Source organism: Ruegeria sp. THAF57 (assembly GCF_903914075.1).
Lineage (GTDB): Bacteria > Pseudomonadota > Alphaproteobacteria > Rhodobacterales > Rhodobacteraceae > Ruegeria.
Genome location: NZ_CAIWNQ010000001.1, coordinates 47,861 through 72,743 on the forward strand (window position 1 = coordinate 47,861; position 24,883 = coordinate 72,743).

General features: G+C 56.8%; 21 protein-coding genes and 1 tRNA gene. 8 read left to right on the top strand and 14 right to left on the bottom strand.

Going from position 1 to position 24,883, the window contains the following annotated elements:
- Positions 1-24 precede the first annotated feature (24 nt).
- Genes RUESEDTHA_RS00240 through RUESEDTHA_RS00255 form a run of 4 tightly spaced genes read left to right on the top strand, consistent with a single transcriptional unit; the run spans position 25 to position 5,069 of the window.
- Positions 25-1,275, top strand: a complete 1,251-nt coding sequence (locus RUESEDTHA_RS00240) for a sarcosine oxidase subunit beta family protein (RefSeq protein ID WP_180883485.1) — start codon at positions 25-27, stop codon at positions 1,273-1,275.
- Between the two features lie 14 nt (positions 1,276-1,289).
- Positions 1,290-1,577, top strand: a complete 288-nt coding sequence (locus tag RUESEDTHA_RS00245) for a sarcosine oxidase subunit delta (protein ID WP_180883486.1) — start codon at positions 1,290-1,292, stop codon at positions 1,575-1,577.
- A complete protein-coding gene (locus tag RUESEDTHA_RS00250; protein ID WP_180883487.1) occupies positions 1,574-4,516 on the top strand; it encodes a sarcosine oxidase subunit alpha family protein in 2,943 nt (980 codons plus the stop codon). Before RUESEDTHA_RS00245 ends, RUESEDTHA_RS00250 begins: the two co-directional genes overlap by 4 nt.
- Positions 4,509-5,069: a sarcosine oxidase subunit gamma gene (locus tag RUESEDTHA_RS00255; RefSeq protein ID WP_180883488.1), complete on the top strand. Its 561-nt coding sequence runs from the start codon at positions 4,509-4,511 to the stop codon at positions 5,067-5,069. Before RUESEDTHA_RS00250 ends, RUESEDTHA_RS00255 begins: the two co-directional genes overlap by 8 nt.
- Positions 5,070-5,150: 81 nt before the next feature.
- Here RUESEDTHA_RS00255 and RUESEDTHA_RS00260 read toward each other — a convergent pair whose 3' ends face one another.
- From RUESEDTHA_RS00260 to RUESEDTHA_RS00280, 5 genes are all read right to left on the bottom strand, one after another.
- Positions 5,151-5,753: a YrbL family protein gene (locus RUESEDTHA_RS00260; protein WP_180883489.1), complete on the bottom strand. Its 603-nt coding sequence runs from the start codon at positions 5,751-5,753 to the stop codon at positions 5,151-5,153.
- A gap of 129 nt (positions 5,754-5,882) precedes the next feature.
- A complete protein-coding gene (locus RUESEDTHA_RS00265) occupies positions 5,883-7,292 on the bottom strand; it encodes a hypothetical protein (protein WP_180883490.1) in 1,410 nt (469 codons plus the stop codon).
- Complete coding sequence (locus RUESEDTHA_RS00270; protein WP_180883491.1) at positions 7,292-8,038, bottom strand: methyltransferase domain-containing protein; 747 nt, start codon at positions 8,036-8,038, stop codon at positions 7,292-7,294. The genes RUESEDTHA_RS00265 and RUESEDTHA_RS00270 overlap by 1 nt, the downstream gene beginning before the upstream one ends.
- Before the next feature lie 9 nt (positions 8,039-8,047).
- Positions 8,048-8,434, bottom strand: a complete 387-nt coding sequence (locus RUESEDTHA_RS00275) for a GtrA family protein (protein WP_180883492.1) — start codon at positions 8,432-8,434, stop codon at positions 8,048-8,050.
- Positions 8,431-9,390, bottom strand: a complete 960-nt coding sequence (locus RUESEDTHA_RS00280) for a glycosyltransferase family 2 protein (protein WP_180883493.1) — start codon at positions 9,388-9,390, stop codon at positions 8,431-8,433. Before RUESEDTHA_RS00280 ends, RUESEDTHA_RS00275 begins: the two co-directional genes overlap by 4 nt.
- 456 nt (positions 9,391-9,846) lie before the next feature.
- On the opposite strand from RUESEDTHA_RS00280, the gene nadA reads away from it, so the two are divergent.
- Genes nadA through nadC form a run of 3 tightly spaced genes read left to right on the top strand, consistent with a single transcriptional unit; the run spans position 9,847 to position 13,318 of the window.
- Positions 9,847-10,899 carry a quinolinate synthase NadA gene (gene nadA / locus RUESEDTHA_RS00285; RefSeq protein WP_180883494.1) on the top strand — a complete coding sequence of 351 codons (1,053 nt, stop codon included), beginning with the start codon at positions 9,847-9,849 and terminating at the stop codon, positions 10,897-10,899.
- Between the two features lie 8 nt (positions 10,900-10,907).
- Positions 10,908-12,473: an L-aspartate oxidase gene (locus tag RUESEDTHA_RS00290; protein ID WP_180883495.1), complete on the top strand. Its 1,566-nt coding sequence runs from the start codon at positions 10,908-10,910 to the stop codon at positions 12,471-12,473.
- Positions 12,470-13,318: a carboxylating nicotinate-nucleotide diphosphorylase gene (nadC, locus tag RUESEDTHA_RS00295; protein ID WP_180883496.1), complete on the top strand. Its 849-nt coding sequence runs from the start codon at positions 12,470-12,472 to the stop codon at positions 13,316-13,318. Before RUESEDTHA_RS00290 ends, nadC begins: the two co-directional genes overlap by 4 nt.
- A gap of 6 nt (positions 13,319-13,324) precedes the next feature.
- Here the strand turns inward: nadC and RUESEDTHA_RS00300 are convergent.
- From RUESEDTHA_RS00300 to pyrH, 9 genes are all read right to left on the bottom strand, one after another.
- Positions 13,325-13,414: transfer RNA gene (locus RUESEDTHA_RS00300), tRNA-Ser, on the bottom strand.
- Between the two features lie 90 nt (positions 13,415-13,504).
- Positions 13,505-15,946: a DUF3772 domain-containing protein gene (locus RUESEDTHA_RS00305; protein WP_180883497.1), complete on the bottom strand. Its 2,442-nt coding sequence runs from the start codon at positions 15,944-15,946 to the stop codon at positions 13,505-13,507.
- Positions 15,946-16,980 carry a cysteine synthase A gene (locus tag RUESEDTHA_RS00310; RefSeq protein WP_180883498.1) on the bottom strand — a complete coding sequence of 345 codons (1,035 nt, stop codon included), beginning with the start codon at positions 16,978-16,980 and terminating at the stop codon, positions 15,946-15,948. The genes RUESEDTHA_RS00305 and RUESEDTHA_RS00310 overlap by 1 nt, the downstream gene beginning before the upstream one ends.
- A 69-nt stretch (positions 16,981-17,049) precedes the next feature.
- Entirely contained in the window at positions 17,050-18,165 is a 1,116-nt protein-coding gene (locus RUESEDTHA_RS00315) for an NUDIX domain-containing protein (RefSeq protein WP_180883499.1), read from the bottom strand.
- Positions 18,166-18,192: 27 nt separating this feature from the next.
- Positions 18,193-18,633 carry a TrgA family protein gene (locus RUESEDTHA_RS00320; protein WP_180883500.1) on the bottom strand — a complete coding sequence of 147 codons (441 nt, stop codon included), beginning with the start codon at positions 18,631-18,633 and terminating at the stop codon, positions 18,193-18,195.
- A gap of 16 nt (positions 18,634-18,649) precedes the next feature.
- Positions 18,650-19,858 carry a cyclopropane-fatty-acyl-phospholipid synthase family protein gene (locus RUESEDTHA_RS00325; RefSeq protein WP_180883501.1) on the bottom strand — a complete coding sequence of 403 codons (1,209 nt, stop codon included), beginning with the start codon at positions 19,856-19,858 and terminating at the stop codon, positions 18,650-18,652.
- A gap of 69 nt (positions 19,859-19,927) precedes the next feature.
- Positions 19,928-21,352 carry a deoxyribodipyrimidine photo-lyase gene (locus RUESEDTHA_RS00330; RefSeq protein WP_180883502.1) on the bottom strand — a complete coding sequence of 475 codons (1,425 nt, stop codon included), beginning with the start codon at positions 21,350-21,352 and terminating at the stop codon, positions 19,928-19,930.
- A gap of 45 nt (positions 21,353-21,397) precedes the next feature.
- The gene (locus RUESEDTHA_RS00335) at positions 21,398-22,624 is read right to left on the bottom strand and encodes an aminotransferase class V-fold PLP-dependent enzyme (RefSeq protein ID WP_180883503.1); all 1,227 of its coding nucleotides are present in this window, start codon (positions 22,622-22,624) and stop codon (positions 21,398-21,400) included.
- A 240-nt stretch (positions 22,625-22,864) separates the two neighbouring features.
- Entirely contained in the window at positions 22,865-23,617 is a 753-nt protein-coding gene (gene pyrH, locus RUESEDTHA_RS00340; RefSeq protein ID WP_180883504.1) for a UMP kinase, read from the bottom strand.
- Between the two features lie 96 nt (positions 23,618-23,713).
- On the opposite strand from pyrH, the gene miaA reads away from it, so the two are divergent.
- Complete coding sequence (miaA, locus tag RUESEDTHA_RS00345) at positions 23,714-24,607, top strand: tRNA (adenosine(37)-N6)-dimethylallyltransferase MiaA (protein WP_180883505.1); 894 nt, start codon at positions 23,714-23,716, stop codon at positions 24,605-24,607.
- The last annotated feature ends 276 nt before the right edge of the window (positions 24,608-24,883 follow it).

Sequence of the window (24,883 nt, forward strand, 5' to 3'; positions counted from 1 at the left end):
ATTCTGGCGAAAAAGGTCCGATTCATGCGATATTCCGGCTTTCGAGTCATCAAAGAGGCGTTGACCGGTCACAAGGGCTGGAAACCGGTCTGGCGCGAGCCTGAGCCTAAGCCCCACTACGACGTCATCATCATTGGCGGCGGTGGTCATGGTCTGGCCACGGCGCATTACCTGTCCAAGGTATATGGACTGCGCAACGTGGCCGTGGTCGAGAAAGGCTGGATCGGGGGAGGCAACGTAGGGCGCAACACGACGATTGTACGCTCGAACTATTTGCTGGATGGGAATGAGCCATTCTATGAGTTCTCGCTAAAACTGTGGGAGGGGTTGGAACAGGACGTCAACTATAACGCGATGATGAGCCAGCGCGGGATCATCAACCTGTTTCACACCGATGGACAACGCGACGCCTATATAAGGCGCGGCAATGCGATGATCCTGAACGGCGCGGATGCGGAACTGTTGGACGCTGATCAGGTCCGGGCCGAGCATCCCTATCTGAATTTCGACGACGCACGCTTTCCGATCAAAGGCGGTCTGGTGCAGCGCCGCGCAGGCACAGCGCGCCACGATGCTGTAGCTTGGGGTTATGCGCGGTCGGCGGATTTACACGGGGTCGACATCATCCAAAATTGCGAGGTCACGGGCTTGCGGATCGAAAACGGCACCTGTCTGGGGGTCGAGACCAGTCGGGGCTTTATCGGTGCCAGCAAAGTGGGCTGTGCGGTCGCCGGAAACTCGGGCCGCGTGATGGGCATGGCCGGGATGCGCCTGCCCATTGAAAGCCACGTCTTGCAGGCGTTTGTGTCTGAGGGGCTAAAGCCCGTTCTGCCCAGCGTCATCACCTTTGGAGCGGGGCATTTCTATGTCAGCCAATCCGACAAAGGCGGGCTAGTCTTTGGTGGCGACATCGACGGCTATAACACCTATGCCCAACGCGGCAATCTACCCGTGGTCGAGGATGTGTGTGAGGGCGGCATGGCCCTGATGCCCATGATCGGCCGCGCGCGATTACTGCGGATGTGGGGCGGCGTGATGGACATGTCGATGGATGGCTCGCCCATCATCGACCGCACCCCGGTTCAGGGGCTCTATTTCAACGGCGGCTGGTGCTACGGCGGGTTCAAGGCCACGCCTGCCTCGGGCTATTGCTTTGCGCACCTGCTGGCAAAAGATGAACCGCACCCCGTTGCCACCGCCTATCGCCTAGACCGGTTCCGCACTGGCCGAATGATCGACGAAAAAGGCGCGGGCAACCAGCCCAACCTGCACTAGAGGGGACCACGGATATGATCATCAACCACCCCCTGCTTGGGCCTCGGGATGCCTCAGAGTTCACATATCTGGGCGATGCCTCCCTGATCGACCGGCCTGACGGGATGGCCGAGAATGCCGCAGACGCGTTTTATGACTATGCCTATTTGCGCGACAACCCCGCCGGTGAGCATCAAGAGCTTTGGTATCACGAGGCCGGGGATCGGTCTTGGTTGGTCGTCACTCGCAACACTCTGACCCACGAGATTTCCAAGGTGGAACTGGCCCGCGATGTGGCCCGCGCGCGGGGGCGTTCGAAATGACACAGGCGAACCGGCTGAGCGGCGGGCAGATCGACCGCGACACCACCCTGAATTTCCAATTTGACGGGCGTAGCTATACAGCGCATCCCGGCGACACTCTGGCCTCGGCGCTGCTGGCCAACAATGTGCGGCTGATTGGGCGGTCATTCAAATACCATCGTCCGCGCGGGTTGCTGACGGCGGGGTCCGAAGAGCCCAACGGTATGGTGGAACTACGCAGCGGAGCGCACAAGGAACCCAACACACGCGCCACAACTGTCGAGATGTTCGACGGGCTGACAGCAAACTCGCAAAACCGCTGGCCCAGTCTGCGGTTCGATACGCTTGCGGTGAATGACCTGTTTTCCAACTTTCTGTCCGCGGGGTTCTACTACAAAACCTTTATGTGGCCCGCCGCGTTTTGGGAGAAGCTGTACGAGCCGATCATACGCCGCGCCGCTGGCCTTGGGTCGCTGTCGATGCAGGCCGACCCGGATGAATATGACAAAGGCTTCCGTCACTGTGATCTACTGATCATCGGTGCCGGACCTGCGGGGCTGATGGCTGCGCTGACCGCCGGACGCGCAGGCGCGGATGTCATTCTGGCGGATGAGGACTTCACGCTGGGCGGACGTCTGAACAGCGAGACCTTCTCGGTTGGCGAACAAAGCGCGTCCGATTGGGCAACGCAGGCCGTGGCTGAACTGTCGGCAATGCCCAATGTCCGGCTGATGCAACGTACCACGGTGATTGGCGCGTTCGACCATGGCATTTATGGGGCCGTCGAACGGACGGGCGATCATCTGCCCTCGCTGCCCGCTGGCAAACCGCGTCAAATCCTATGGCGAATCTACTGCCAAAAGGCGTTGCTGTGTGCCGGGGCGACCGAGCGGCCCATTGCGTTTGAAAACAATGACCGACCCGGCATCATGACAGCCAGCGCGCTGCGCACCTATGCCAACCGCTTCGCGGTGACGGCTGCGCCGCGCGTGGCGATCTTCACTAACAATGATGACGGTCACCGCACGGCCTCGGACCTGCACGCCAAAGGTGTGAAAATCGCCGCCGTGGTGGATGTGCGCGAAGACGCCCCACTCAGCTATGATTATGAGGTGCTGAAGGGTGCGCAGGTCGTGAACACCAAAGGCCGTTTGGGCCTGAGCTTTGTCGAGGTCGCCTTGCCCGACGGCTCGACCCGGACGCTGGATTGCGGCGCGCTGGGCGTGTCGGGCGGCTGGAACCCGAGTGTTCACCTGACCTGCCACCAACGCGGGCGGCCTGTTTGGGACGAAAACCTTGCCGCTTTCGTTCCGGGCGAGAACCTGCCGGTCGGCATGTCCGTCGCGGGCGCTGCCAACGGAGTCATGTCAACCCATGGCGCGCTTCGCTCAGGCGCCCAAGCAGCCGCCACCGCTCTGAACCTGGCCACCCTGCCCGACTTGCCCGAGGCCGAGGACGCGCCCTTAGCACAGACGCCGTTCTGGTATGTGCAGGGCTGCAAACGGGCATGGGTCGATCAGCAGAATGACGTGACCGTCAAGGATGTGAAACTCAGCTATCAGGAGGGATTCCGCTCGGTCGAGCATCTGAAACGCTATACAACGCTTGGCATGGCGACCGATCAGGGCAAGACCTCGAACATCACAGGCCTTGCGATCATGGCCGAGGTCGCGGGTAAGTCGATCCCTGAAACCGGCACCACCATCTTCCGCCCGCCGTACACGCCCGTTCCTATCGGCGCGTTTGCAGGACGGATGATTGGCAAGGAGTTCCACCCGACCCGCCTGACCCCATCACACCATTGGGCCAAGGAGCGCGGCGCGGTATTTGTCGAGGCCGGGAACTGGCTGCGCGCGCAATGGTTCCCCCAAGCCGATGAGACGCATTGGCGTGAGTCCGTCGACCGTGAAGTACGCCAAACTCGTGCCTCGGTCGGGGTGTGCGATTGCACGACGCTGGGCAAGATCGACGTGCAGGGCACGGATGCCGCCGAATTCCTCAACCGTGTTTACGCCAACGGTTTCGCCAAGCTGGCGGTGGGCAAAACACGCTATGGCCTGATGCTGCGCGAAGATGGGATGGTTATGGATGACGGCACCGCCGCACGGTTGGCCGAAGATCATTTCGTCGTTACCACCACAACCGCAAATGCTGTAAGTGTCTATCGCCACATGGAATTCGTACGCCAGTGCCTGTTTCCGGACATGGATGTGCAGCTAATCTCGACCACCGATGGTTGGGCGCAATACGCGGTCGCAGGGCCGAATTCGCGCAAGCTGCTGCAAAAGATCGTGGACCCCGAATTCGACATCTCGAACGAGGCGTTTCCCTTCATGGCCTGCGGCAAGATCACCGTCTGCGGCGGACTAAGGGCACGGCTGTTCCGCATTTCCTTCTCGGGCGAGTTGGCGTTCGAGATTGCCGTCCCCGCGCGCTATGGCGACGCGCTCATGCGACGGTTGATGGCTGAGGGTGAGGAGTTCGACGTCACGCCCTATGGCACCGAAGCACTAAGTGTAATGAGGATTGAAAAAGGCCACCCGGTCGGCAATGAGTTGAACGGAACCACTACCGCACTGAACCTTGGTATGGGCAAGATGGTCTCAAGGAAAAAGGACAGTATCGGGTCAGTTTTGTCCGAGCGAGAGGCTTTGACCGCACCGGACATATTGAAGCTGGTGGGACTAAAGCCGATCACTCCCGAAGATAAGGTAACTGCCGGAGGCCACCTTATGAACGTCGAAGGCCCCATCGATGCAGCTCATGATCAGGGATATGTGACCTCGGTGGCCTATTCCCCCAGCCTGAACAGCAACATCGGACTGGGCCTGCTGAAACGTGGAGATGAACGGCTGGGCGAGAAGATGCGCCTTGTTTCCCCGCTGACCGACCTGACGGTCGAAGTCGAAATCGTCTCGGCCCATTTTGTTGATCCCGAAGGAGAACGTCTTCGTGCATGATCTTGTCGCCAAAACCGCCCTTGGTGGGTCTGAGCCGCGTGTTGACACGGTTGGGTCGGTCACATGTACCGAAGTTCCAGGTGTGGCCTTGGCCTCGGTCGCTGCGCGCCGCGGGAAGGAAACACAGGCGCAAAAGGCTTTGGTCAAGCTGATTGGGGCACCAGCGCCCGAAGTTCAGCGATTTACCGGAGATCAGGTGCTCGCCTTTTGGTCAGGGCCAGACCAGTGGATGATCGAAGCACCCTTTGACAGCCACGAAGACCTTGCGGATCAGGCAAAGGCAATCTTTGGCCAAACAGCCTCGGTCACGGAACAAACGGATGCCTGGGCGCGGTTCGACTTGCTGGGCGATGGGATCAATGCGGTTCTGGAACTTCTGTGTCAATTAGACCTGCGACGGTTTGAGCCCGGGTACGCGGCGCGCAGTTCGATTCACCATATTGGGTGTTTCGCCCTGTGTCGCGGTACCGACCATGTCAGCCTTTACGGCCCCAGATCCTCGGCCGGGTCACTGCATCATGCGGTCACTACCGCCATGATATCGGCCCACTAATTCTACACAAAAAAGCGGTCAGCCTGAGAGTTAAGGCAGCCGTACGCTTTCAAGACTTAGGAAAATCTCAAACCCGCTTGGTCAAAACCCGAAGCCGCCACCCAAACGATCGCGACGCCGTTGAATCGACAAGCGAAACGCCCAGTCGCTCACCAAGGCAAGCGGGAACAAAACCCTCTCTCCCAGACCGTCGATGACAGTGAGTTTTCCGCCCCGTTCTTGTGCACGCACTATGTTTTCATAGCTCATGTCGCCAACGATGATGCGGCCTTTTTCGAGATCATCCAGAAGACCCATGAATTCCTGGCGCAGACGTTCCAACCCTTCGGGATCATTCCTCAGGCCCAACCGTTCCTTATGCAGCGTCGGTGCAAGATCACCATCCGGGCCTGTCAGTTTCTCGACCACAATTGCCGGCCCCAACGAGGTCGGAGCATAGCCCATGAAACGCGCCAAACGTTCAATCTCGGGGCGGCCACGATGCAGCGCCGCCAGATATTCGTTTGCCTCACGGTTCCATTGCCGCAGGTTCCCATAACGCCATTCGGCGTATCGAGGGATAAGGTGGTTGCGGACAGGCTCATCTACCCTGACCTTCAGCAAAGCCTTGTCATTTTCGGGGTGCTGAAAAATCAGGTAGTTGCGGCTTTTGCGCAAAGGGTTCAATTCGCTCAGATCTATCATTTTGCCTGCTACCTAGGGCCAGAAGCCGAATATCCCGCCACTGGATTAAATGCTAAACTGAAACCCGTTCATAAATCCTTCTTCTAAGTGTTACAAATTGCTTTTTTCCGCATGAGAAAAGTGCGCGAACTAAGGTCCGACCGGCGGGTAAGGCAACAGTATGAAGGTTTGATTGCCTTGGGTTTCGACAATTGGAATATGCGTCCAACCCCGTGGATCAATCGGCGGCTCGACGTCAGCACATTCGTCGGGTGTCTCATCACAAATAATAACGTCTAGCCCCGTCAGGTAAACCAAACGCAATCTCAAACCTCGGGGATACTGGATGCCTGCGGGTCCTGCGCCAGTCAGGCCCAGATAATGCCCGTAGATATATACGGTTTCCGTGATCTCAGGTATTGCGGCGGCCAAGTCCCGGGTGGCTTCTTGCCATGGCGGAACCCTGACATATGTCGCACGTCCAAACAGAATGACCTTGATCAATAGTACGTACATAATTGTGATCCGGGCGATGCTTGCCACCCTTCCCGGCGTCAACGACAGATGCAAAGTCGCGGTGGTGAAGGTGAACCCAAGCAATAGCCAAATCCAGCCAAATGCCCGGGCTGGCACCAATACCCCCGACATCAGTGACTTGCCAAGCAAAGGTCCAAGACCCGCCAACATCGCAACTAACACTGTAATGGCCACAAACCGCTGAGCGCGGAACAATATGCCCCAACCGATAGCAAAGAATGTTAACAGCACAGCCCCACTGCCAGCCGTTCCGCCCCCGAATTGTCTGATCGTCATGTGAAGATAGACGCGTAGTCTTCCGAGATTCTTCATTAGATCCTCGATTGACTGCACCTCGGTCGGGGCGCGCCAGTCGGCAATCGGTATGCCAAAAACACCATGATAGATGTAATTCAGACTGTAAACGGACAGCATCCCTACACCGAGGCTGAAAAAGAACACGAACAGAGTAGTTGCCATGCTCTTGTATGTTTTCGGTGCCTTGTAGGACATCAGCACCAAGGTCATCAAAAGAAATGGATATGTTGTATAGGCCATAAAAGACAACGGCACCGCGACGATCAGCAATGCGACCGATACCCGATGAGGCAGGAACACGACGCCCAACGCATAAAAGGTAATGGTCCAAACGCCTGGCAGTAGTGTGTTAAACCAAAAGGCGATCATGAATGCCGGGATCGAAAGCGCGACAAACAGCGCAAAATAGCCCTTGTACCACCCCGGTGCCTCGCGCCCGAGCATGGTGATTGATGTACAAGCGGAAAATGTAGCCCAAGCCATCAGGTACAAGACAAAGCTTACGGGCGATGACCAAAGTATCGGCCTGAACTGCCACCAATAATTCAGCCAACGCCCTTCATCCAGTGCCTTTTGATAGGCCATGAACTTTTTCCCCAATAGCGCGGGAAAATCGTCGTGGCGCACAAGCGGATCAACAACCAGGGGCGCGTAGATCACTAGCAAAGCCGCAAAAGCCAGCAACCACAGGCGCAATAGGTCCTGCCACAATGGTCTTACGTTCATCACTGGCTCCGGTGCGAGCGCGCGATGACGGATGCGCGGACCTGTGCTATTTTGGTGACCGTCGTTTGTGGCAATCTGCGAACGATCATTTTCCGCAAATTCCAGCCAAATGTACCCACCTCTTTCAACGCGCCTGGTTCCACTTTGGTCGCCAGAACCTCTGCAGGAAGCGTCGCGGCACCAGCTTCGTTTGCGTAAAGGACGCTGTTATAGCGATACCAGGGTTCGATCGAGGCATCGTCAAACAGAATAGGGCGCAGACAATCATAGGCCGCATAGCCCTGCTCGGCGAACAGTCCCTGCCAGAACGATAATGGCTGTTCATTGATGTGGAACTCGCCACCCTGCCCCGGCACGGCGGCTGAGAACAGAACCAGATTGCTATGCGTCGTTAGGCTTTGAACCAGACTGGCCGATGCCTCGTGGGGCAAATGCTCGCCCACTTCCAACGATTGAGCCAAGCCAAACTTTCGACCCAGATCGACAGGCTGACTCAGGTCTTTGCCAAAAAAGCAGTCCTTTGGAATGGCCAATGTCTCGCGATCGACATAATCCCCGTCCACACCTGCAACATCCTGACACCCGGCTGCCGCCCATTCGGACAACCAGACGCCGCGCCCACACCCAAAATCCACGACACTGTCTGGTTTGACATGGGATTGAAGCGTTTCGATCAGCCGAACGGCCGACCTGCGCGCACCGCGGTCGATGTAGTCAAAGAACTCGTTGGAATAGATATGCGACATGACCACTCTCTAAATTGAGCTTTCTTCGCGATAGACCCACAAACGCAGGATCACGAAATTTATGATGGGAAGAACAACTACGACCAAACCAGCGGCGACCGGTTCGGCAAGGGCCAGCCTGGGTGCAAGGATGCCCGTTATCATCGACGAAACGACTAAGCCGATCGCGATCATGCACAAAAAGCGGCCAAACTGACCCGGCGCGACCACTGGCCTACCAAACGTCCAAACGGTTTGGCCAACGTACTGGATAAGGATTGCAGACCCGAATGCCAGCAGGTTTGCGATCCAAGGGGAATTGAATATCTGCAGCAGGCCAAGATACGTGACAAAATAGTATGCGGCGACACCGGTTCCGACCACTGCAAACCGAAATATACGTTTGGGTTCACTCATGACGTCTTCTGCGCTCTCTCGGACAGCGTTTCGACGCCATTGCCAACCTGTTCATCCACAAAGAACAATGGCCGCCCCTTGGCTTCGACATAAAGCCGTCCAAGGTATTCTCCGATAATGCCAAGGGTCAGCAACTGAATGCCTGAAAAGAAGCTGATGACCAAAACGGTCGACGCCCAACCAGCAACCGTGCTGTACAGGATCAGCGACCAGAACACGTACACAGCCATCAATGCGGCGATGAGCAGAGTCAGAAAGGCCAGCCGGGTGGCCATCTGCAAGGGCTTGATCGAGAAGCTGGACAAGGCATCAAACGCCAGCCGGATCATCTTGGACATGGGATACTTGGTCTCACCCGCCAAGCGCGGGTCGCGAACATATTCGATGCCGATCTGATTGAACCCGGCCCAGGCGAACATTCCCCGGATAAACCGGGATCGTTCGGGCATGTCCAATACCGCATCCAATGCACGGCGGCTCACCAAACGGAAATCACCCGTATCGTTGGGAATAGGCACATCCGACAACCGATTCAGCACCCGATAAAACCCATGCGCGGTCATCTTCTTCAACCAGCTCTCGCCTTTGCGCTCGCTGCGGCGTCCATAGACCACGTCATACCCGCGATCCATCATGGCCATCATATCCTGCAACAGTTCGGGCGGGTCCTGCAAATCGGCGTCCAGCATGAAAATCCGCTGTCCCTTGGCCGCCATCAAACCCGCCGTCAAAGCGACTTGGTGCCCACGGTTCGTTGACAGCTTTAAACCGCGAACGCCTGCGTGGCTTTCGCTCTGCTTGCAGATTTCACCCCACGTGCCATCGGTAGAACCATCATCCACCAGCACGATCTCCCGATCAGTGGACCAGGGATCAGTGGCCGCGACCAAACGCTCGACCAGCATCGGCACAGAGTCCTCTTCGTTCATACAAGGAACGACTACAGACAATAACATTTAACCTCCGAACGCGAACTGTCCTGCTCGATTATTTGCGATGGGATCGCTTTTCTAGAACACGTCGCTTTGGTTTTTCTCGTTTTGGGTCGCTGCCCTTGATATCTCAACTGTCACATTTCGCTAATCGGTAAGTTCCAGTTTCCAAACCGTAGTTACCGCCGCGACACATCCTTGGGGTCAGTCGCCAACGACCAACCCAATGATGCAATACCGGAGTTATTGCCACCCCATGTGGCAGCATTGCGCCAATCTTGCGACAAAGGACGGAAAGCTGTCGAAATTCGGTGCCTTACGCGGCAAATGCACTCATGGAACAGAAAAATCCCACGCGAAAACAATATAGTTCCGTGGATGCCGCGAATTTTGGAACATTCTTCCCAGCGGAGCGGTGGCCAATCACTTTCAAATCACATATTCAGTGCCGCGAGTGTAAAACAGGCAGATATCAGACCCGTGTTCGACCTACCTGCGCAGCGTGCGCATCTTTCCGAAAAGTACGACCTTAGCCCCTCAGCGGAACTGGCAGCCAGCATGGAAGACATCTATGCGCGCATGTCCCGAGTCGTTTCGCCAATGGATTGGGCGATCTATGCGCCTTATGTCAAAGCGATCAACGACCTGAAAGCCGAACGCAATGCAGTTGTCCTTGGCCACAACTACATGACGCCCGAGATTTATCACGGCATCTCGGACTTCGGCGGCGACAGCCTGCAACTGGCGATCAAGGCAACCGAGGTCGAAGCGGACGTGATTGTGCAATGCGGTGTGCATTTCATGGCCGAAACATCCAAAATCCTTAGCCCGGACAAGACGGTTCTCATGCCCGATATGGAAGCAGGGTGTTCTTTGGCCGAATCCATAACAGCGGATGGCGTGGCCGAAATGCGCCGTCGTTATCCCGGTGCACCGGTGGTGTCTTACGTCAACACCACGGCCGAGGTCAAAGCGGCCTCTGACATCTGCTGCACATCGTCCAACGCGGCGCAGATCGTTGCCGCACTGGACAGCGACACAATCATTATGACCCCCGATCAGTACTTGGCGCAAAACGTGGCTCGGGACGTTCCACAAAAGAACATTGTCTGGTGGGAAGGATCGTGCATCGTTCACGAACAATACTCGGCCAGCGACCTGCGAGACTTCCGCGAATGGAACCCGGGCACCCGACTGATCGCGCATCCGGAATGCCCCCCAGACGTGGTGGCCGAGGCTGATTTCTCGGGCTCGACCAGCGGCATAATTAAATACGTCACGGATGAAAAACCCGAAAAAGCATTGCTGATCACCGAATGTTCCATGGCTTCGAACATTGCGGACGAACTGCCCGAGGTCGACTTTGTAGGTCCGTGCAACATGTGCCCATACATGAAGAAGATCACCCTCGAAAAAGTGCTTTATGCGCTGGATACCATGACCGGACAGGTCGAAGTTGACGCAGATGTGGCCGACCAAGCCCGTTTGTCGGTTCAGCGGATGATAGACCTTTCGCGCAAACTGGGTATCTGACCGGGCGGATGCAACACGTCAGCACCAAGCGCGTGGTCATCATCGGCGCAGGACTGGCCGCCGTCTATGCCGCGCTGAAACTGGCACCGCGACCCGTCGTGATTATCTCGCCCGAGGCGCTGGGGACAGGCGCAAGCTCGGCCTGGGCGCAGGGGGGTGTCGCCGCTGCGATGGCCGAAACTGACAGCCCCGAGGCTCATGCCGAAGATACCGTGCGCGCAGGGGCCGGTTCGGTTCTGCAAGAGGTAGCTGATTTCGTCACGCGCGCCGCACCGGATCGTATTCTTGACCTGTCAAATCTTGGCACCGACTTTGACCGAACCAGCGACGGGGCCTTTGTTCAATCCCGCGAGGCCGCCCACTCGGCCGCACGGGTCGTCCGTGTGAAGGGCGATCAAGCGGGTGCGGAAATCATGCGCGCATTGTTCACCGCACTACGTGCGACGCCGTCGATCCAAGTGATTGAAGGGGTGCAGGCCATCGGCTTTGACAGTGATGGCCAGCAGGTTCAGGGCGTCTACCTGACCCCGGCGGATGGATCAGATACGCCCCCGATTGCGTTGCACGGGGCGGCTTATGTATTGGCAACTGGTGGGTCCGCCGGGCTTTATGCCCAAACAACCAACCCGACCCGTATCCGAGGTCAGGGCATAGGCATGGCGGCACGAGCCGGAGCGAAAATTGCAGATGCAGAATTCGTTCAGTTCCACCCAACGGCGATCAGTGTCGGCGAAGATCCCTGCCCACTGGCCACCGAAGCCCTGCGCGGCGAAGGTGCAGTTCTGATCGACAAGACTGGTCACAGGTTCATGCCGGAGCTGCATCCGGATGGAGAACTCGCGCCAAGGGACATTGTCGCCCGCGCGGTCTTTCTGCAAACCCAGTCCGACTTGCAACCTGCGCTGGATACGCGGCAGGCCATCGGCGTCGACATCGCGTCGCAATTCCCTGCAGTTACCGAAGCCTGTCGTCGCAATGGCGTCGATCCTGTGCTGTCGCCCATACCTGTCACGGCCGCCGCGCATTATCATATGGGCGGCGTTGCGGCAGACCTGTCCGGGCGCAGCACATTGGGCGGGCTTTGGGTTTGTGGTGAGGCGGCCTCGACCGGGCTGCATGGGGCAAACCGGCTCGCTTCAAACGGATTGCTAGAGGCGTTGGTGTTTGCACGCACCTGTGCGCGGGACATTGCAAAGCATGTCCCTTGTGACGATGCCGAACAGGTAAATCTGAATTTTGCACCCATTTGCCGAACAGCGATCTTGCAAGCCACGGCAGACCTGCGCGGGATCATGACTGATCTGGTTGGCGTCGTCCGTACCGAAACGGGCCTGCGCCAAGCATTGAAGCGCATTGCGCTGCTCGAAGCCGAAAACCAGAACTCACCTGCCTTTCTGAATATGACGGCGACCGCGACATTGATCACAGCTGCAGCATTGATGCGAGAAGAAAGCCGCGGCGCGCACTACAGGTCGGATTTTCCGCGTACGCACTCCGGCCCCGGACAACGATCAATGCTGACGCTTGAACAGGCGCTGGCGTTTCGAGACAAATACACAAAGGAAAACGTATGACCGTTCCTGCCCTACCCGACCTGATCCTAGAACCGATTGTGCGCGCAGCGTTGATGGAGGATTTGGGATCCAATGGCGATGTCACCTCGTTGACGGTCATACCGCCAGAAACAACCTACTCTGCTCGGCTAAACGCACGTGAAGATGCGGTGGTGTCCGGCATGCAAGTGGCAGAGCTTGCCTTTCGTCTGGTAGACCCTGCGCTTGATATCGTTCGCCACGTGCAAGATGGCCAACGCTGCGCCAAGGGAGACACCTTGTTGGAGATACACGGCCGTGCGGCCTCGATCCTGTCTGGTGAACGCGTAGCGTTGAACTTTGCCGGACGCCTTACGGGGGTGGCGACGGCGACTGCCGGTCTGGTTTCTGAAACCAAAGGCACCAATACGCGTATCACCTGCACCCGCAAGACAACGCCCGGCCTGCGTATCGTCGAAAAACAGGCCGTACTGCACGGCGGTGGGTTTAATCACCGCTTCTCATTGTCGGATGCCATTCTGATCAAGGACAACCACATCGCCGCCGCCGGAGGAGTTCGGGCGGTCCTCGAAGCAACCAAGGCGCGTGCGTCCCACATGATGAAAGTTGAAATCGAAGTGGACCATTTGGAACAACTGGAAGACGTGCTTACGGTTGGGGGTGCGGATGTCGTCTTGTTGGACAATATGACCCCAGACATGCTGTCCAAAGCGGTTTCGATGGTAGACGGGCAAATCACAACCGAAGCCTCTGGTAACGTGACCAAAGAAACAGTGGCCGCGATCGCAGCCACGGGCGTCGACTACATCTCGTCCGGGGCGCTGACGCATTCCTACAGGACAATCGATCTGGGTCTGGATTTCTAGGCTGGGTGGCGGAGAGACAGGGATTCGAACCCTGGAGACGGTTTCCCGCCTACACACTTTCCAGGCGTGCGCCTTCGACCACTCGGCCACCTCTCCGTGGGCGCGATATTTGGACTATCGCTTGGGGATTTGCAAGGCCCGAATATAGCGAAAATTCAACCTTTTCGGATCGGGCCGAAACCGGCCTCAGACCTCATCCCCGTCGCTGTCGGGCATATCCGCCTCAGTCATCTCGATCGGCGAAGACTTGGCTGTGTCGGTCGGGGTGTTCCTCGCCTCATTTGCCGGTTCGGACGTAGGCGCGGGTGGCGATTCCCTAAGCGTTTCCGGATTGCGCAGCCAGACGTCGCGTTGGGCGAATGGAATCTCGATGCCTTCTTCGGCAAAGCGTCTGTTGATATCGTGATTCATGTCCGACTTTACCGAAAGCACCCAGTTCACGTCGCGCAGGATGGCCCGGATCTCAAAATCCAACGAATCCGCACCAAACCCCTGAAACACAACGCTGGGCGCGGGATTGGCCAAAACCATTGGGTGCGCATTGGCGACTTCGCCCAATATCTTTTCAACCAGTTTGGTATCCGTCCCATAAGCGACGCCGACCGGAACAATGACACGCCCGATGGTATTACCGCGCGTATAGTTGGTTACGACGCCGCTGATCAGGTCAGAATTGGGAACGATCACATCCGTACGATCAAACGTCTCAATCCGCGTAGACCGGACCGAGATGTCGCGCACATAACCCATCATCCCGTTAACATCGATCCAATCCCCTTTTGAAATCGGACGTTCGACCAGCAGGATGATCCCGGACACGAAATTCGAGACGATGGTCTGCAACCCGAAACCGATCCCAACGGACAACGCACCGGCGACAATGGCCAGCGAAGACAAGTCGAACCCGGCAACCATAATTGCAACCAGCGCGGCCAGAAAAATCCCGATATACCCGGTGCCGGAAACGATCGCGTTCTGACCGCCCGGGTCAATGCTTGTCTTTGGCAGCAAAGAGTTGCGCAAACCGCCTTGCAGCATTCGGGTCAGGCCGTAACCGATCAGGAACACGATCACGAAGACGAAGAAGTTGCTTGGCGATATCGTCACTCCGCCGACATCAAAACCCAGCAGCAGACGTGACCAAGCTTCAAGCAGATCAGTCTGACGCGCGCCCCAGTAAAGGGCAAGGATCGGCAAAGCAAAGATAGCCAAGGCGAAACCGACAAGTACCGAAAACAGCGAATCCCAGACAGCTTCGCCCTGCCCCGTGATCCAGCCGTAGACCTGCGTAATGAAGCGCTGAAAAATGACCAGTGCAGCAATCAGAACCAGCGTTTTTACTGCGGGAAAGACTATGGCTTCGGCCGCATTCGTATACCCGAAAGCAGCCAGAGCAGGCGTCGCGATACCCAAAAGGAACAAGGCGCGACGCAGGAATTCGACCAATTGGCTGAAGCCCGCCGCCCGGGCTGCACTTGGGGCTTCGGCCTCGTCTGGTTGCGTGTCGTTAGTCCGGATATGACGCACCCGAAGCAGCAACAAAGCTGTGGCCACGATGACAGGAAAGCTCACCACCGCACGCGTGGAATCCGAGATATTTTCGATTTGTTCGAACAGGATGGCCAGCTCGTGAAGGATGAGCATCAAGGCCAGCAGATCAATATAGACGCGAAGTTCCTTGATCCTGGCGGCGGACAGACGCTTGAACCCTCTGGCCTGCCCCATCAGGTATACTTGCCGCCCGATCCAGTCATAGAAAAAGATTATTCCCGCCCAGTATGGCACTTCCTCAAGCAGCAAGGTGCCCCGCACACCCAACACCCCGGTCAGGTTAATTGCGACAACTGCCGCCAAAACGCCCAACCACGGCAGGATGATCCGCAACAGGGATATCACAAAGGTCCAGACGCCCGTGCCAGAGCCCCCCAACTTCCGCAGGTAATCACCGCCCTTTTCCGACCAGTGCCGCCCGAAAATCAGCAACACCGCCGAAATGACCAACAGGACAAATATCCCCAACCCGCGCTCTCTCATTTGCTCGCGGGCGACATCCGTTCTCAGGTTTTCGGTTATTTCATTGATTAGGCCACGGGCGGCTTCTTTCACGTCCACCCAGGCAGGTGCCCAATATGTAGGATTAAGAGGCGACGGACCTCGTTCCAGCAGTTCTTTGGTCTGACGGTGCCGGATGATCTGGTCTATTTCACTGATAAGCCCGTTGGCCCTGCTATACGCCTCTTCGGACACAACACGCGGAACCCGAAGGCTGTTGAGCTGTTCTTCCAGATGCGCACGTATCGTCGCAATGTCTTCGGGTTCAGTGGCGTCACCCTCAGGTTCTGGCCCCAACGCCTTGAGCTGACTTTCCAGCGTCTGGATACGTTCCGTATTCGCACCACGCGCCCGATTAAAGTCTTCCCGGTACTCGTTGATTTCGGAACGCAGGTTTTCCAACGCGGCATTCGAAGCGCGGTTCGCTTCGATTACCGCTTCGGCCCGGTCCGCCGTGCTGATCCACCCCTGATAATACTCGCTTTGCCGATCCGTAAGCTGGGCGGCTACAGGGCCGCCCAAAACGGCCAAACAAACCGATACTAAGGCGAAAAACAGGCGGACCTGCCGCAGCATCATACGTCCTCGAACACGCCGGGGATGCTGCGGGGCGCTTCGGTCATCCAATCAGGAACCGGCAGTTCCTTTTCACGAAGGAATTCCGGGTTGAACAGTTTGGACTGATAGCGTGTGCCATAGTCACACAGGATGGTCACAATCGTATGCCCCGGCCCAAGGTCTTTGGCCAAACGCACCGCACCCGCCATGTTGATCGCGGTCGAGCCGCCCATGACCAGACCTTCCTCGCGCAGCAGATCAAAGATATAGGGCAGCGCCTCGTTATCCGTCATCTGATAGGCATAGTCGGGCTTGAACCCCTCAAGGTTCTTGGTGATACGCACTTGACCGATCCCTTCGGCGATCGAGCTTCCCTCCATCGCGATTTCACCGGTGGTGTAATAGGAATAAAGCCCTGCCCCCATCGGATCGACCAGCCCGATCTTGACGCCCTTGGGCTGCAATGCATCCGCGACACCTGCCAATGTTCCGCCGGAACCCACGGCAGAGACGAACCCATCCACCTTGCCGCCCGTCTGTTCCCAAATCTCGGGGCCAGTGGTTTCCACGTGGGCCTGACGGTTTGCCACGTTGTCGAACTGATTGGCCCAGATCGCACCATTGGGTTCGGTCTGCGCCAATTCCTCGGCCAGACGGCGCGAGTAATGCACAAAGTTATTGGGGTTGCGGTAAGGTGCGGCGGGAACCTGCACCAGTTGCGCCCCGGCAAGCCGCAACATGTCCTTCTTTTCTTCGGACTGGGTTTCCGGGATCACGATCACGGTCTTGAACCCCATCGACGCCCCAACCAGCGCAAGGCCGATTCCGGTGTTGCCTGCGGTGCCTTCGACAATGGTTCCGCCGGGCTTCAACTCACCCCGCGCGATGGCGTCCTTGATGATATAAAGCGCCGCGCGGTCCTTGACCGACTGGCCGGGGTTCATGAACTCGGCCTTGCCAAGGATTTCACACCCGGTTTCTTCGCTGATGCGTTTCAGCCGGATCAACGGCGTTTTTCCTACTGCGTCAGCAAGGTCTCGTGCAATGCGCATGGCACCCTCATTTCTTTACATATCAACGAAGATTTACAGTCGACGCGCGACAACCACAAGCCGCGATAGCTATGCCCGCAAACGGTTCCTGTGACGCGCCAGCCAATTGGCCAGCATCAACAGGGGTAAGTCCTTGAACCGGTTGTCATCCACACGGTCCATGAATTCGGCAAATGGCAGGATTTGAGTGCGAATATCCTCGCCCTCGGAAGCGACCCCGCCGTTTTCAACTGTCTTGGTCAGATCGGCCAGTCCGACATAAAGGTGAATGTACTCGGTTGACGACCCGCTTGAGGAATAAGCTCCCCCTACGTATTCCAAGCTGGTCAGGTTTACTTGCGCCTCTTCAAGCACTTCTCGCTGCGCCGCCTGTGCGGGGGATTCTCCGGGGTCAATCATTCCCGCCACCGGCTCCCACATCCAGGGCTCAGGATCGTCAATCAAGTAAACCGGGGCTCGGAACTGTTCCACAATTAAAACCGTGTCCCTTGCTGGATCATAGGGCAACACCACGACAGCGCTGCCCTGCATCAATGCGCTGCGGTTCAGGACCGGCCCCATGGTTCCGTCATGCTGGCGGTGCTGCACTCGAATCTCGTCCATGCCGAAATAGCTTAGGTAAGCCCGTTCATGCTGATGCAGAACGACATCTGACCTAACATCGCGCAGATCACCGGTCTGTCGACGCCGCGCGACCATTCGCGCCCACGCGCGGGTTCGGATCGACGGAAAGCAGCGTGAGACCGCCTTGGCATCCATCCGACCGTAAAAGCTCATAACCTCCTGAGCTGCGGCGATCGACAGCTCCCCCCACTGATCGATCCAGCCTTGCAAGGACCAACGTTCACCAGGAAACCACAGATCGGGTTCGGGGAAAAAGACGCTTGCCTGCGTTTGCGAACCGTCTTCCAATTGGATCGTTTGCGGACTCAGGTCATAATCGAACCCGCCTTCATAAAACACCAGACGCCGCAGGTCATCTGGGCTCAGCCCCTGCACCAGCAGACCGTCTGCTTGGCCGGATTTTTCTTTGACGATCATCGGAAATGGCTGCCCATCCACGCTGTACACTGCGTGCCCCGGCAAAGCAGCCTGCGTTACCTCAAGACGTGACAATGGACGACCCAATACCAATTCCAACAATGGCAGGTATCTGAGCGTTCCATAGAAAAAGAGATTGGACAAAGAAGAATCTCGTTTGCAGACAGGAATTTATCGCCAGCGGCGGCTGGCCTCTTCTGTGGCAAGGCCTGCCACTAGCCCACCGATGGCCAAGGTCAGCAGGATTTCAGAGGTCAGAAGCAATTGACCATACTCAATACCGATCTGGAAAATCGCCAACAGGGCTTCGAATGGGCCATTGTATCTGTGGCGCATCGCCAAGCTGATCATTTCGTAACAGCCTTGAAGGAACAGTCCCCAGAAAACCAACGTGGCAATTCCCGTCATGCCGTTATTGATCGCCGCAGTCCACCCTTTACCCGCGCGCTTACCCATGACGGTCCAGCCGCAAACAACGCCCAAAACCATGTTAACAAATGTGAAAGCGCCGTAATCTTTTCCCTCTTCCCCATTCTCGATGATCATGCTCGACACGAGAAATGCCACCACCAGTAGACAGATGGCGGCAATAAGACGTGAGGCGCTGGGCATTGGGCAGATCCGTTAACTATGCTGGTTTTGCTACGGTAATCTGTGTCACATCGCAATTGCCGGTGTCAAAGGCTGCGCCGCAGGCGGTCAAATAATAATTCCACATGCGGCGAAAACGCTCATCAAATCCCATTTCTGAGATGACATCCCATTTGTCGTTGAATGTCTCGTACCAGCGCCGCAGGGTCAGATCATAGCTTTTGCCGAATTCCTTTGATGTCACGACGTTCAACCCCGCTTGCGTGACCTGCTCTTTCAACACCGTAGGTGCCGGAAGCATCCCGCCCGGAAAGATATATTTCTGAATGAAATCAACACCATTTCGGTAGACATCCCACCGATGATCAGCCACGGTAATGATCTGCAATGTCGCCTGAGCACCCGGCTTTAGGCGCTCTCTCACAGTTTCGAAATATGCAGGCCAATATTTCTGCCCAACCGCTTCGAACATCTCAATTGACGCAATACCGTCATATTGGCCCCGCTCGTCGCGATAGTCCTGAAGCTTGAACTCAACCAAATCAGAAAGTCCTGCTTTTTCAATTCTCTGCCTGGCAAACTTCAACTGCTCTTGGCTAATCGTCAGCCCTGTGACCCGCAAGCCACGCTCTTTCGCAGCGTATTCCGCGAATCCGCCCCAGCCGCAGCCAATTTCAAGAATATGATCACCCGGCTTTGCGCCCATTTCATCGACCAGACTGGCGTATTTCGCCGTCTGTGCATTTTCGAGGCTTTCCTGCCCCGTTTCAAACAAGGCGCTGGAATAGGTCATCGTGTCGTCCAGCCATAAGGCGTAGAAATCATTGCCCAAATCATAGTGGTACGAGATGTTTTTCTTTGCCTGTTTCCGGCTATTGCCATGCAACCAGAACCGTAAACGTTCATAGGTCTGAACAAGGAGCTTACCGGTAAAGTCGTCATAGACCGTTTCAGTGCCCAAATGAACAAGATCCATGAAGGACCGAAGATCCGGGGTGCTCCAGTCTCCTTCCAGATAGGCGTCGGAAAAACCCAGCTCCCCTTCGCGGATCAGGCGCGCGAAAACGTCGGGGTTATGAATGTCCACCCGTGCGACCGGTCCGGGCTTGGCGCCCTCGGTTCGAAAAATGCGGCCATCCGGCAGAGCGATATCAAGCCGCCCGGATTCCATCTTGTTCAGCATTTTCAGAACTTGCGCGAAATACCTCGGCAGGCCCTTTTGCCCTTCTGTTGTCGTATGGATCATCCGCTTTCCCCTATGCGGTTGTTGTTTTAGGCTAGGACGAGTTTGTGTTTCTGGCAAGTTTTCAGTTCCTTAGTGGTTTTTCAGGCCTTCATAAGCCGCAAGTGCACGCGCGCGACCGGCAGGCAATTCAACAATCGGGTTGGGATACAAATCGTTCTCAGAAAGGCCCCAGGAACGTGGAACAGCCTCAAAATACGCACGCGCTGTCGCGGGTGGCATTGGCTGCCCTTCGGCAATCCAACAGCGCACATATTCCCCGCTCGGATCGAACTTTTCCTGCTGAGCCAGAGGGTTAAAGACACGAAAAAACGGAGAGGCATCAGGACCCGAGCCTGCGACCCACTGCCAGCCCATCGCGTTACAGGCCGGGTCCCAGTCGATCAGACAGTCAGCAAACCACTCCATCCCAATTTTCCAATGCGTCATCAGATGCTTGGTCAGGTAACTGGATGTGATCATCCGCGCCCGGTTATGCATCCTTCCCGTGACGTACAACTGACGCATCGCCGCATCCACAGCCGGAATACCGGTTCTGGCCGTTTGCCAAGCGATCACCTCGGGGCGAGTGGCGTCCTTATTCCACGGAAACATCTCCCACTTTGGTTTCCAATTCTGCGTCAGAAGGTGTGGCGTATGGAACATCAGGTGGTAAGCGAACTCTCTCCACACGAGCTGGCGCAAAAAGGCATCAGTCCCTGACACTCCGGTCATCGCCGCGTTTTGAACGGCGTGCCAAACGGTGCGAGGGCCTATTTCCCCCAAAGACAGGTATTCGGACAGATTGGACGTTGTATTACGATCCAGCCGATCCCTGTTTTCAGAGTATTGCGCTATCCGGTCCAGAAAGCCTTGAAGCGCTTCGAACGCTGCGGCTTCGCCTGCCTGCACATAAGGAGTCACGATTGTCGCCCCACGGTTCATACCTTGGGCCAGATTCCAATCTGACAGATCGTCTGAATCCGGCCATGTCTGCGGACCATGCAACGTTACAGGCGCAGGTTCAGGCGGCGCGACGGCCCGAACCCGTACTGTCCGCCACATCGGTGTGAAAACACGGAACGGCTGGCCCGCTTTGGTCGCTACGGTCCAAGGCTCGAACAGCAGATGACCGGTGAAAGACTTTGCCTCGATGCCCTGCTCTGACAATCGCGACTTTACATCCGCGTCCCGAGTAATTGCATCGGGATCATATGCCCTCGTCCAGTGCACGGCCGTTGCACCTGTCTGCGCGATAATATCTTGTAGAACCGCAAGAGCGCGCCCGCGACGCAGAACCAAACGATTGCCAAGATTGTTCAGCGCCCGCGCCAGCGCATCTACGCCCAATCCCAAACGCCATTTGGGTGCAGCCCCAAGTGCTTCGGCCTGATCGTCCAGAATAAATAATGGAATAACCGGCCGTCCCGAGGCGACCGCAGCCGTCAGCGCGGGATGGTCCGACAGGCGTAAATCCCGTCGGAACCAAACAATAATCGGTTGCCGCTCGTTTTCCATTTTTGCCCTGTTTTCTTCGATCTACGAAACAGGGCTGAAAGTGGATCACAAAACAGCGTCAAGTGCATTCAATAATTGATCAATTTCCTGTTTAGAGGTGTAGTGCGTAAAGCTGACGCGCAGCACGCCTTGGGTCAGGTCAACCCCCATCGCTTGCAATGGCCGCACAGCATAGAAGTCGCCCCCGCCTGCCATGATACCGTATTTCACGAGATCCGCCGCCACCACCTCGGCGTTGCGCGTAAGAGCCAGTGCCACCGTCGGCGCGCGCCGAGTGGCATCGGAGGTTCCGATCAGCCGAACGGCATTGCGATCCTTGACTGCGTCCAAAACCGACTGAAGCAAGGCCACTTCCTGCCCACGCATAAGGTCATGCACAAAGGCACCGCGTTCAGTGGCGTCGTCGTCCGGCCCGTTGTGATGGTCACACAGCAGGTCGACATAATCCGCCATACCTGCGCTCGCCGCGATTTGCGCATGGTCGGGGCCAGCGGGTGTAAAGCGTTTATACAGCGCATCCGCGTTGAAATAATGCGCCTGATTGGGCAGCAGTTCTCCAAGAGATTTCCGGATCACCATGCAGCCCTGATGCGGCCCATAGGTCTTGTAGGCGGAGAACAGATAGATATCCGGCCCAAGGTCCCCAACATTGGGAAACCCGTGCGGCGCGTATGAAACACCGTCGACGCAAACGAAAGCACCCGCCGCATGTGCGATGGCCGTGATTTCGGTGACAGGGTTGATTTCACCGATCACGTTCGAGCAGTGGGGGAAACAAACCAGACGCACCGTTTCATCCAGCAAGTGGTCAAGATCGTGCGGGTTAAGCGACCCGGTCTCGGGGTCGATCTGCCATTCGCGGACCTCAATGCCTTCGTCTGCAAGCCGCCGCCATGGACCTGAATTCGCCTCGTGATCCTGGTTGGTCACGACAATGGCGTCGCCGGGTTTCATCCACTGGCGAAATGCCTGTGCCAGAACATAGGTGTTTTGAGTGGTCGATGGGCCAAAACTGAGTTCATCAGTTTCAACACCCAGAATGGCCGCCATCCGGCTGCGCGCCTCGTCCATTTCTTCCCCCGCCAAACGGCTGGCTTCATAGGGGCCATAAGGTTGAACCTTGCGTTGGGTATAGTATCGGTTCAGCCTGTCGAGAACCGGTTTACAGGTGTAAGAACCGCCTGCATTCTCAAAAAACGCCTGCCCCTGCAGGCTGGGTTCGGAAAACGCCGGAAACTGTGACCGAACAAAGTTGATATCCAGAGTGCTCATGGCACGGGCCTCCCTGATCATGCACTTAAATCCATGAGGAGCCCGCGCATGATTTCGGTCCCCTCAAAAATCATGGCAGGTCTTCCAGCCCAGCCTGTGCTTTGGAAACACCGGCAGCCCTTGCGGATTACAAAGACGGGGCCAAATTGCCCAGAACACCGTTAATCGTCAAGCGGGCCTTCCTTCACGACAAAAAAAGCCGGGCGTTTAGACCCGGCTTTGCAATGTGATTTGGATAATTTAGCCTTGAACCTTGGTGTAGGTCCCCTCGCCTGCAAGAATACCGCGAAAGCCGCCCGGCTCATCCAACCCGAAAACGATCAGCGGCAAGTTGTTATCCCGTGCAAGCGCGATGGCCGATGCATCCATCACCCGCAGTCGCTTGGCCAGTACATCGTCATAGGTCACCGTGTCATAGCGCACGGCATCTGAGTGTTCTTTGGGGTCTTTGTCATACACGCCATCGACACCGTTTTTACCCATAAAGATCGCCTCGCACGCCATTTCGTTGGCGCGTAGCGTCGCGGCAGTGTCGGTGGTAAAATATGGGTTTCCGGTTCCGGCCGCAAAAATACAAACCCGCTTTTTCTCAAGGTGACGCACGGCGCGGCGGCGGATGTAGGGCTCGCAGACCTCATCCATCCGAATGGCCGAGATAACGCGGGTAAATACGCCGACCTCTTCCAAGGCGGACTGCATCCCAAGCGCGTTCATTACTGTCGCCAGCATTCCCATATAATCAGCGGTCGTGCGTTCCATCCCCTGTGCCGAACCGCTCAGGCCACGGAAAATATTGCCGCCGCCAATGACCATGCAGATTTCGACGCCTAGATCGTGAACCGATTTCACCTCTTGCGCGATACGCTGAACGGTCGGTGGATGCAGGCCAAAGCCTTGATCCCCCATCAGTGCCTCGCCGGATATTTTCAGCATCACGCGCTTGTACTTTGTTTTCGGGGGTTCAACTGTGTCGGTCGTCGGGGAATGGCTCATGTTGCGCTCCGGGCTGGCACGGGTTTAATTCCGGCGCAAAATGAAGCAAAACCTCGGCAGGTTCAATGCGGATGGTAAGGAATGAGGCGTGCCGGGATGAACAGTGCCAAAACTCTGCAGACCCTGGGTCGCCTGCCCAAGATTCCGGATGGTGTTCCGGTGCTGATCGCAGGCCCAACCGCATCTGGAAAATCCGCCCTTGCGTTAGAGATCGCCGAACAGTTCGGCGGCGACATCGTCAATGCGGATGCCAGTCAGGTATATGACTGCTGGCGTGTAATCTCGGCCCGTCCCTCAGTCGAAGAGGAGGCGCGCGCACCGCACGTGTTATACGGCCATGTCGCATTCGATCAGGACTATTCAACGGGTCACTGGCTGCGCGACGTCAAACCGATATTGGCGGGCGGTCAACGCCCGATCATCGTAGGTGGGACCGGGTTGTATTTCTCGGCCCTCACCGAAGGTATGGCAAATATTCCAGCCACGCCGGCTGATGTGAGGGCCGAAGCGGACGGGCTGGACCTGTCCACCCTTATGGATGGGGTCGACTCCGAAACTTTGGCGGGCATCGACACGCAGAACCGTGCCCGTGTTCAGCGTGCCTGGGAAGTGCAGCGGTCCACAGGCCGAAGCCTGCGCGACTGGCAGGCAGACACTCCACCCCCGATACTACGGCTACAAGACACCGTACCCATCGTCCTTGACGTGGACAAACAATGGCTTCTGGACAGGATCACGCGCCGTTTTGACATGATGCTGGACACTGGCGCGCTTGAGGAGGTGGAAGCAATGCGCGATAGGTACAATCCCGTGCTTCCAGCCTGTAAAGCCATCGGCGTACCCGAGCTTATGGCCTACCTTGAAGGTCATATGTCGTTGCAGGATGCGCGTGAGCGCGCGACCATCTCGACCCGGCAGTTTGCCAAGCGGCAACGGACATGGTTTCGCGCACGAATGAAAAACTGGAATCGGGTAGATTTCTCAAAGTGATACCTTGTGCAGGCTGAACTCCAAGACCTGCGTTTCCAACTGCCCCAAAAATTTCCCCGAATCTCTGCTGCTGACGCTGCCAGAGAGGAACAATTACGCGCGTTCGCCGGACATTATTGCTGACAAACTCGGGCCACCGATGTCGCTTTTGTACCTCGAATGACGATTTCGAACATTGACCTGATTTAAATTCTGGTGCCGAATGTCCCCATGGGGGTGTTCAAATTCCAAAAAACAAGAACCCGAGAACCTGCTGCCCGACGTGTTCGGGTCTGA

What these genes read in the sequence shown, in the direction of transcription:
- RUESEDTHA_RS00240 (WP_180883485.1), top strand. Translation starts at nt 25, where the DNA reads ATGCGATATTCCGGCTTTCGAGTCATCAAAGAGGCGTTGACCGGTCAC.
- RUESEDTHA_RS00245 (WP_180883486.1), top strand. Translation starts at nt 1,290, where the DNA reads ATGATCATCAACCACCCCCTGCTTGGGCCTCGGGATGCCTCAGAGTTC.
- RUESEDTHA_RS00250 (WP_180883487.1), top strand. Translation starts at nt 1,574, where the DNA reads ATGACACAGGCGAACCGGCTGAGCGGCGGGCAGATCGACCGCGACACC.
- RUESEDTHA_RS00260 (WP_180883489.1), bottom strand. Translation starts at nt 5,753, where the DNA reads ATGATAGATCTGAGCGAATTGAACCCTTTGCGCAAAAGCCGCAACTAC.
- RUESEDTHA_RS00265 (WP_180883490.1), bottom strand. Translation starts at nt 7,292, where the DNA reads ATGAACGTAAGACCATTGTGGCAGGACCTATTGCGCCTGTGGTTGCTG.
- RUESEDTHA_RS00270 (WP_180883491.1), bottom strand. Translation starts at nt 8,038, where the DNA reads ATGTCGCATATCTATTCCAACGAGTTCTTTGACTACATCGACCGCGGT.
- RUESEDTHA_RS00275 (WP_180883492.1), bottom strand. Translation starts at nt 8,434, where the DNA reads ATGAGTGAACCCAAACGTATATTTCGGTTTGCAGTGGTCGGAACCGGT.
- RUESEDTHA_RS00280 (WP_180883493.1), bottom strand. Translation starts at nt 9,390, where the DNA reads ATGTTATTGTCTGTAGTCGTTCCTTGTATGAACGAAGAGGACTCTGTG.
- RUESEDTHA_RS00290 (WP_180883495.1), top strand. Translation starts at nt 10,908, where the DNA reads ATGCAACACGTCAGCACCAAGCGCGTGGTCATCATCGGCGCAGGACTG.
- nadC (WP_180883496.1), top strand. Translation starts at nt 12,470, where the DNA reads ATGACCGTTCCTGCCCTACCCGACCTGATCCTAGAACCGATTGTGCGC.
- RUESEDTHA_RS00305 (WP_180883497.1), bottom strand. Translation starts at nt 15,946, where the DNA reads ATGCTGCGGCAGGTCCGCCTGTTTTTCGCCTTAGTATCGGTTTGTTTG.
- RUESEDTHA_RS00310 (WP_180883498.1), bottom strand. Translation starts at nt 16,980, where the DNA reads ATGCGCATTGCACGAGACCTTGCTGACGCAGTAGGAAAAACGCCGTTG.
- RUESEDTHA_RS00320 (WP_180883500.1), bottom strand. Translation starts at nt 18,633, where the DNA reads ATGCCCAGCGCCTCACGTCTTATTGCCGCCATCTGTCTACTGGTGGTG.
- RUESEDTHA_RS00325 (WP_180883501.1), bottom strand. Translation starts at nt 19,858, where the DNA reads ATGATCCATACGACAACAGAAGGGCAAAAGGGCCTGCCGAGGTATTTC.
- RUESEDTHA_RS00330 (WP_180883502.1), bottom strand. Translation starts at nt 21,352, where the DNA reads ATGGAAAACGAGCGGCAACCGATTATTGTTTGGTTCCGACGGGATTTA.
- RUESEDTHA_RS00335 (WP_180883503.1), bottom strand. Translation starts at nt 22,624, where the DNA reads ATGAGCACTCTGGATATCAACTTTGTTCGGTCACAGTTTCCGGCGTTT.
- pyrH (WP_180883504.1), bottom strand. Translation starts at nt 23,617, where the DNA reads ATGAGCCATTCCCCGACGACCGACACAGTTGAACCCCCGAAAACAAAG.
- miaA (WP_180883505.1), top strand. Translation starts at nt 23,714, where the DNA reads ATGAACAGTGCCAAAACTCTGCAGACCCTGGGTCGCCTGCCCAAGATT.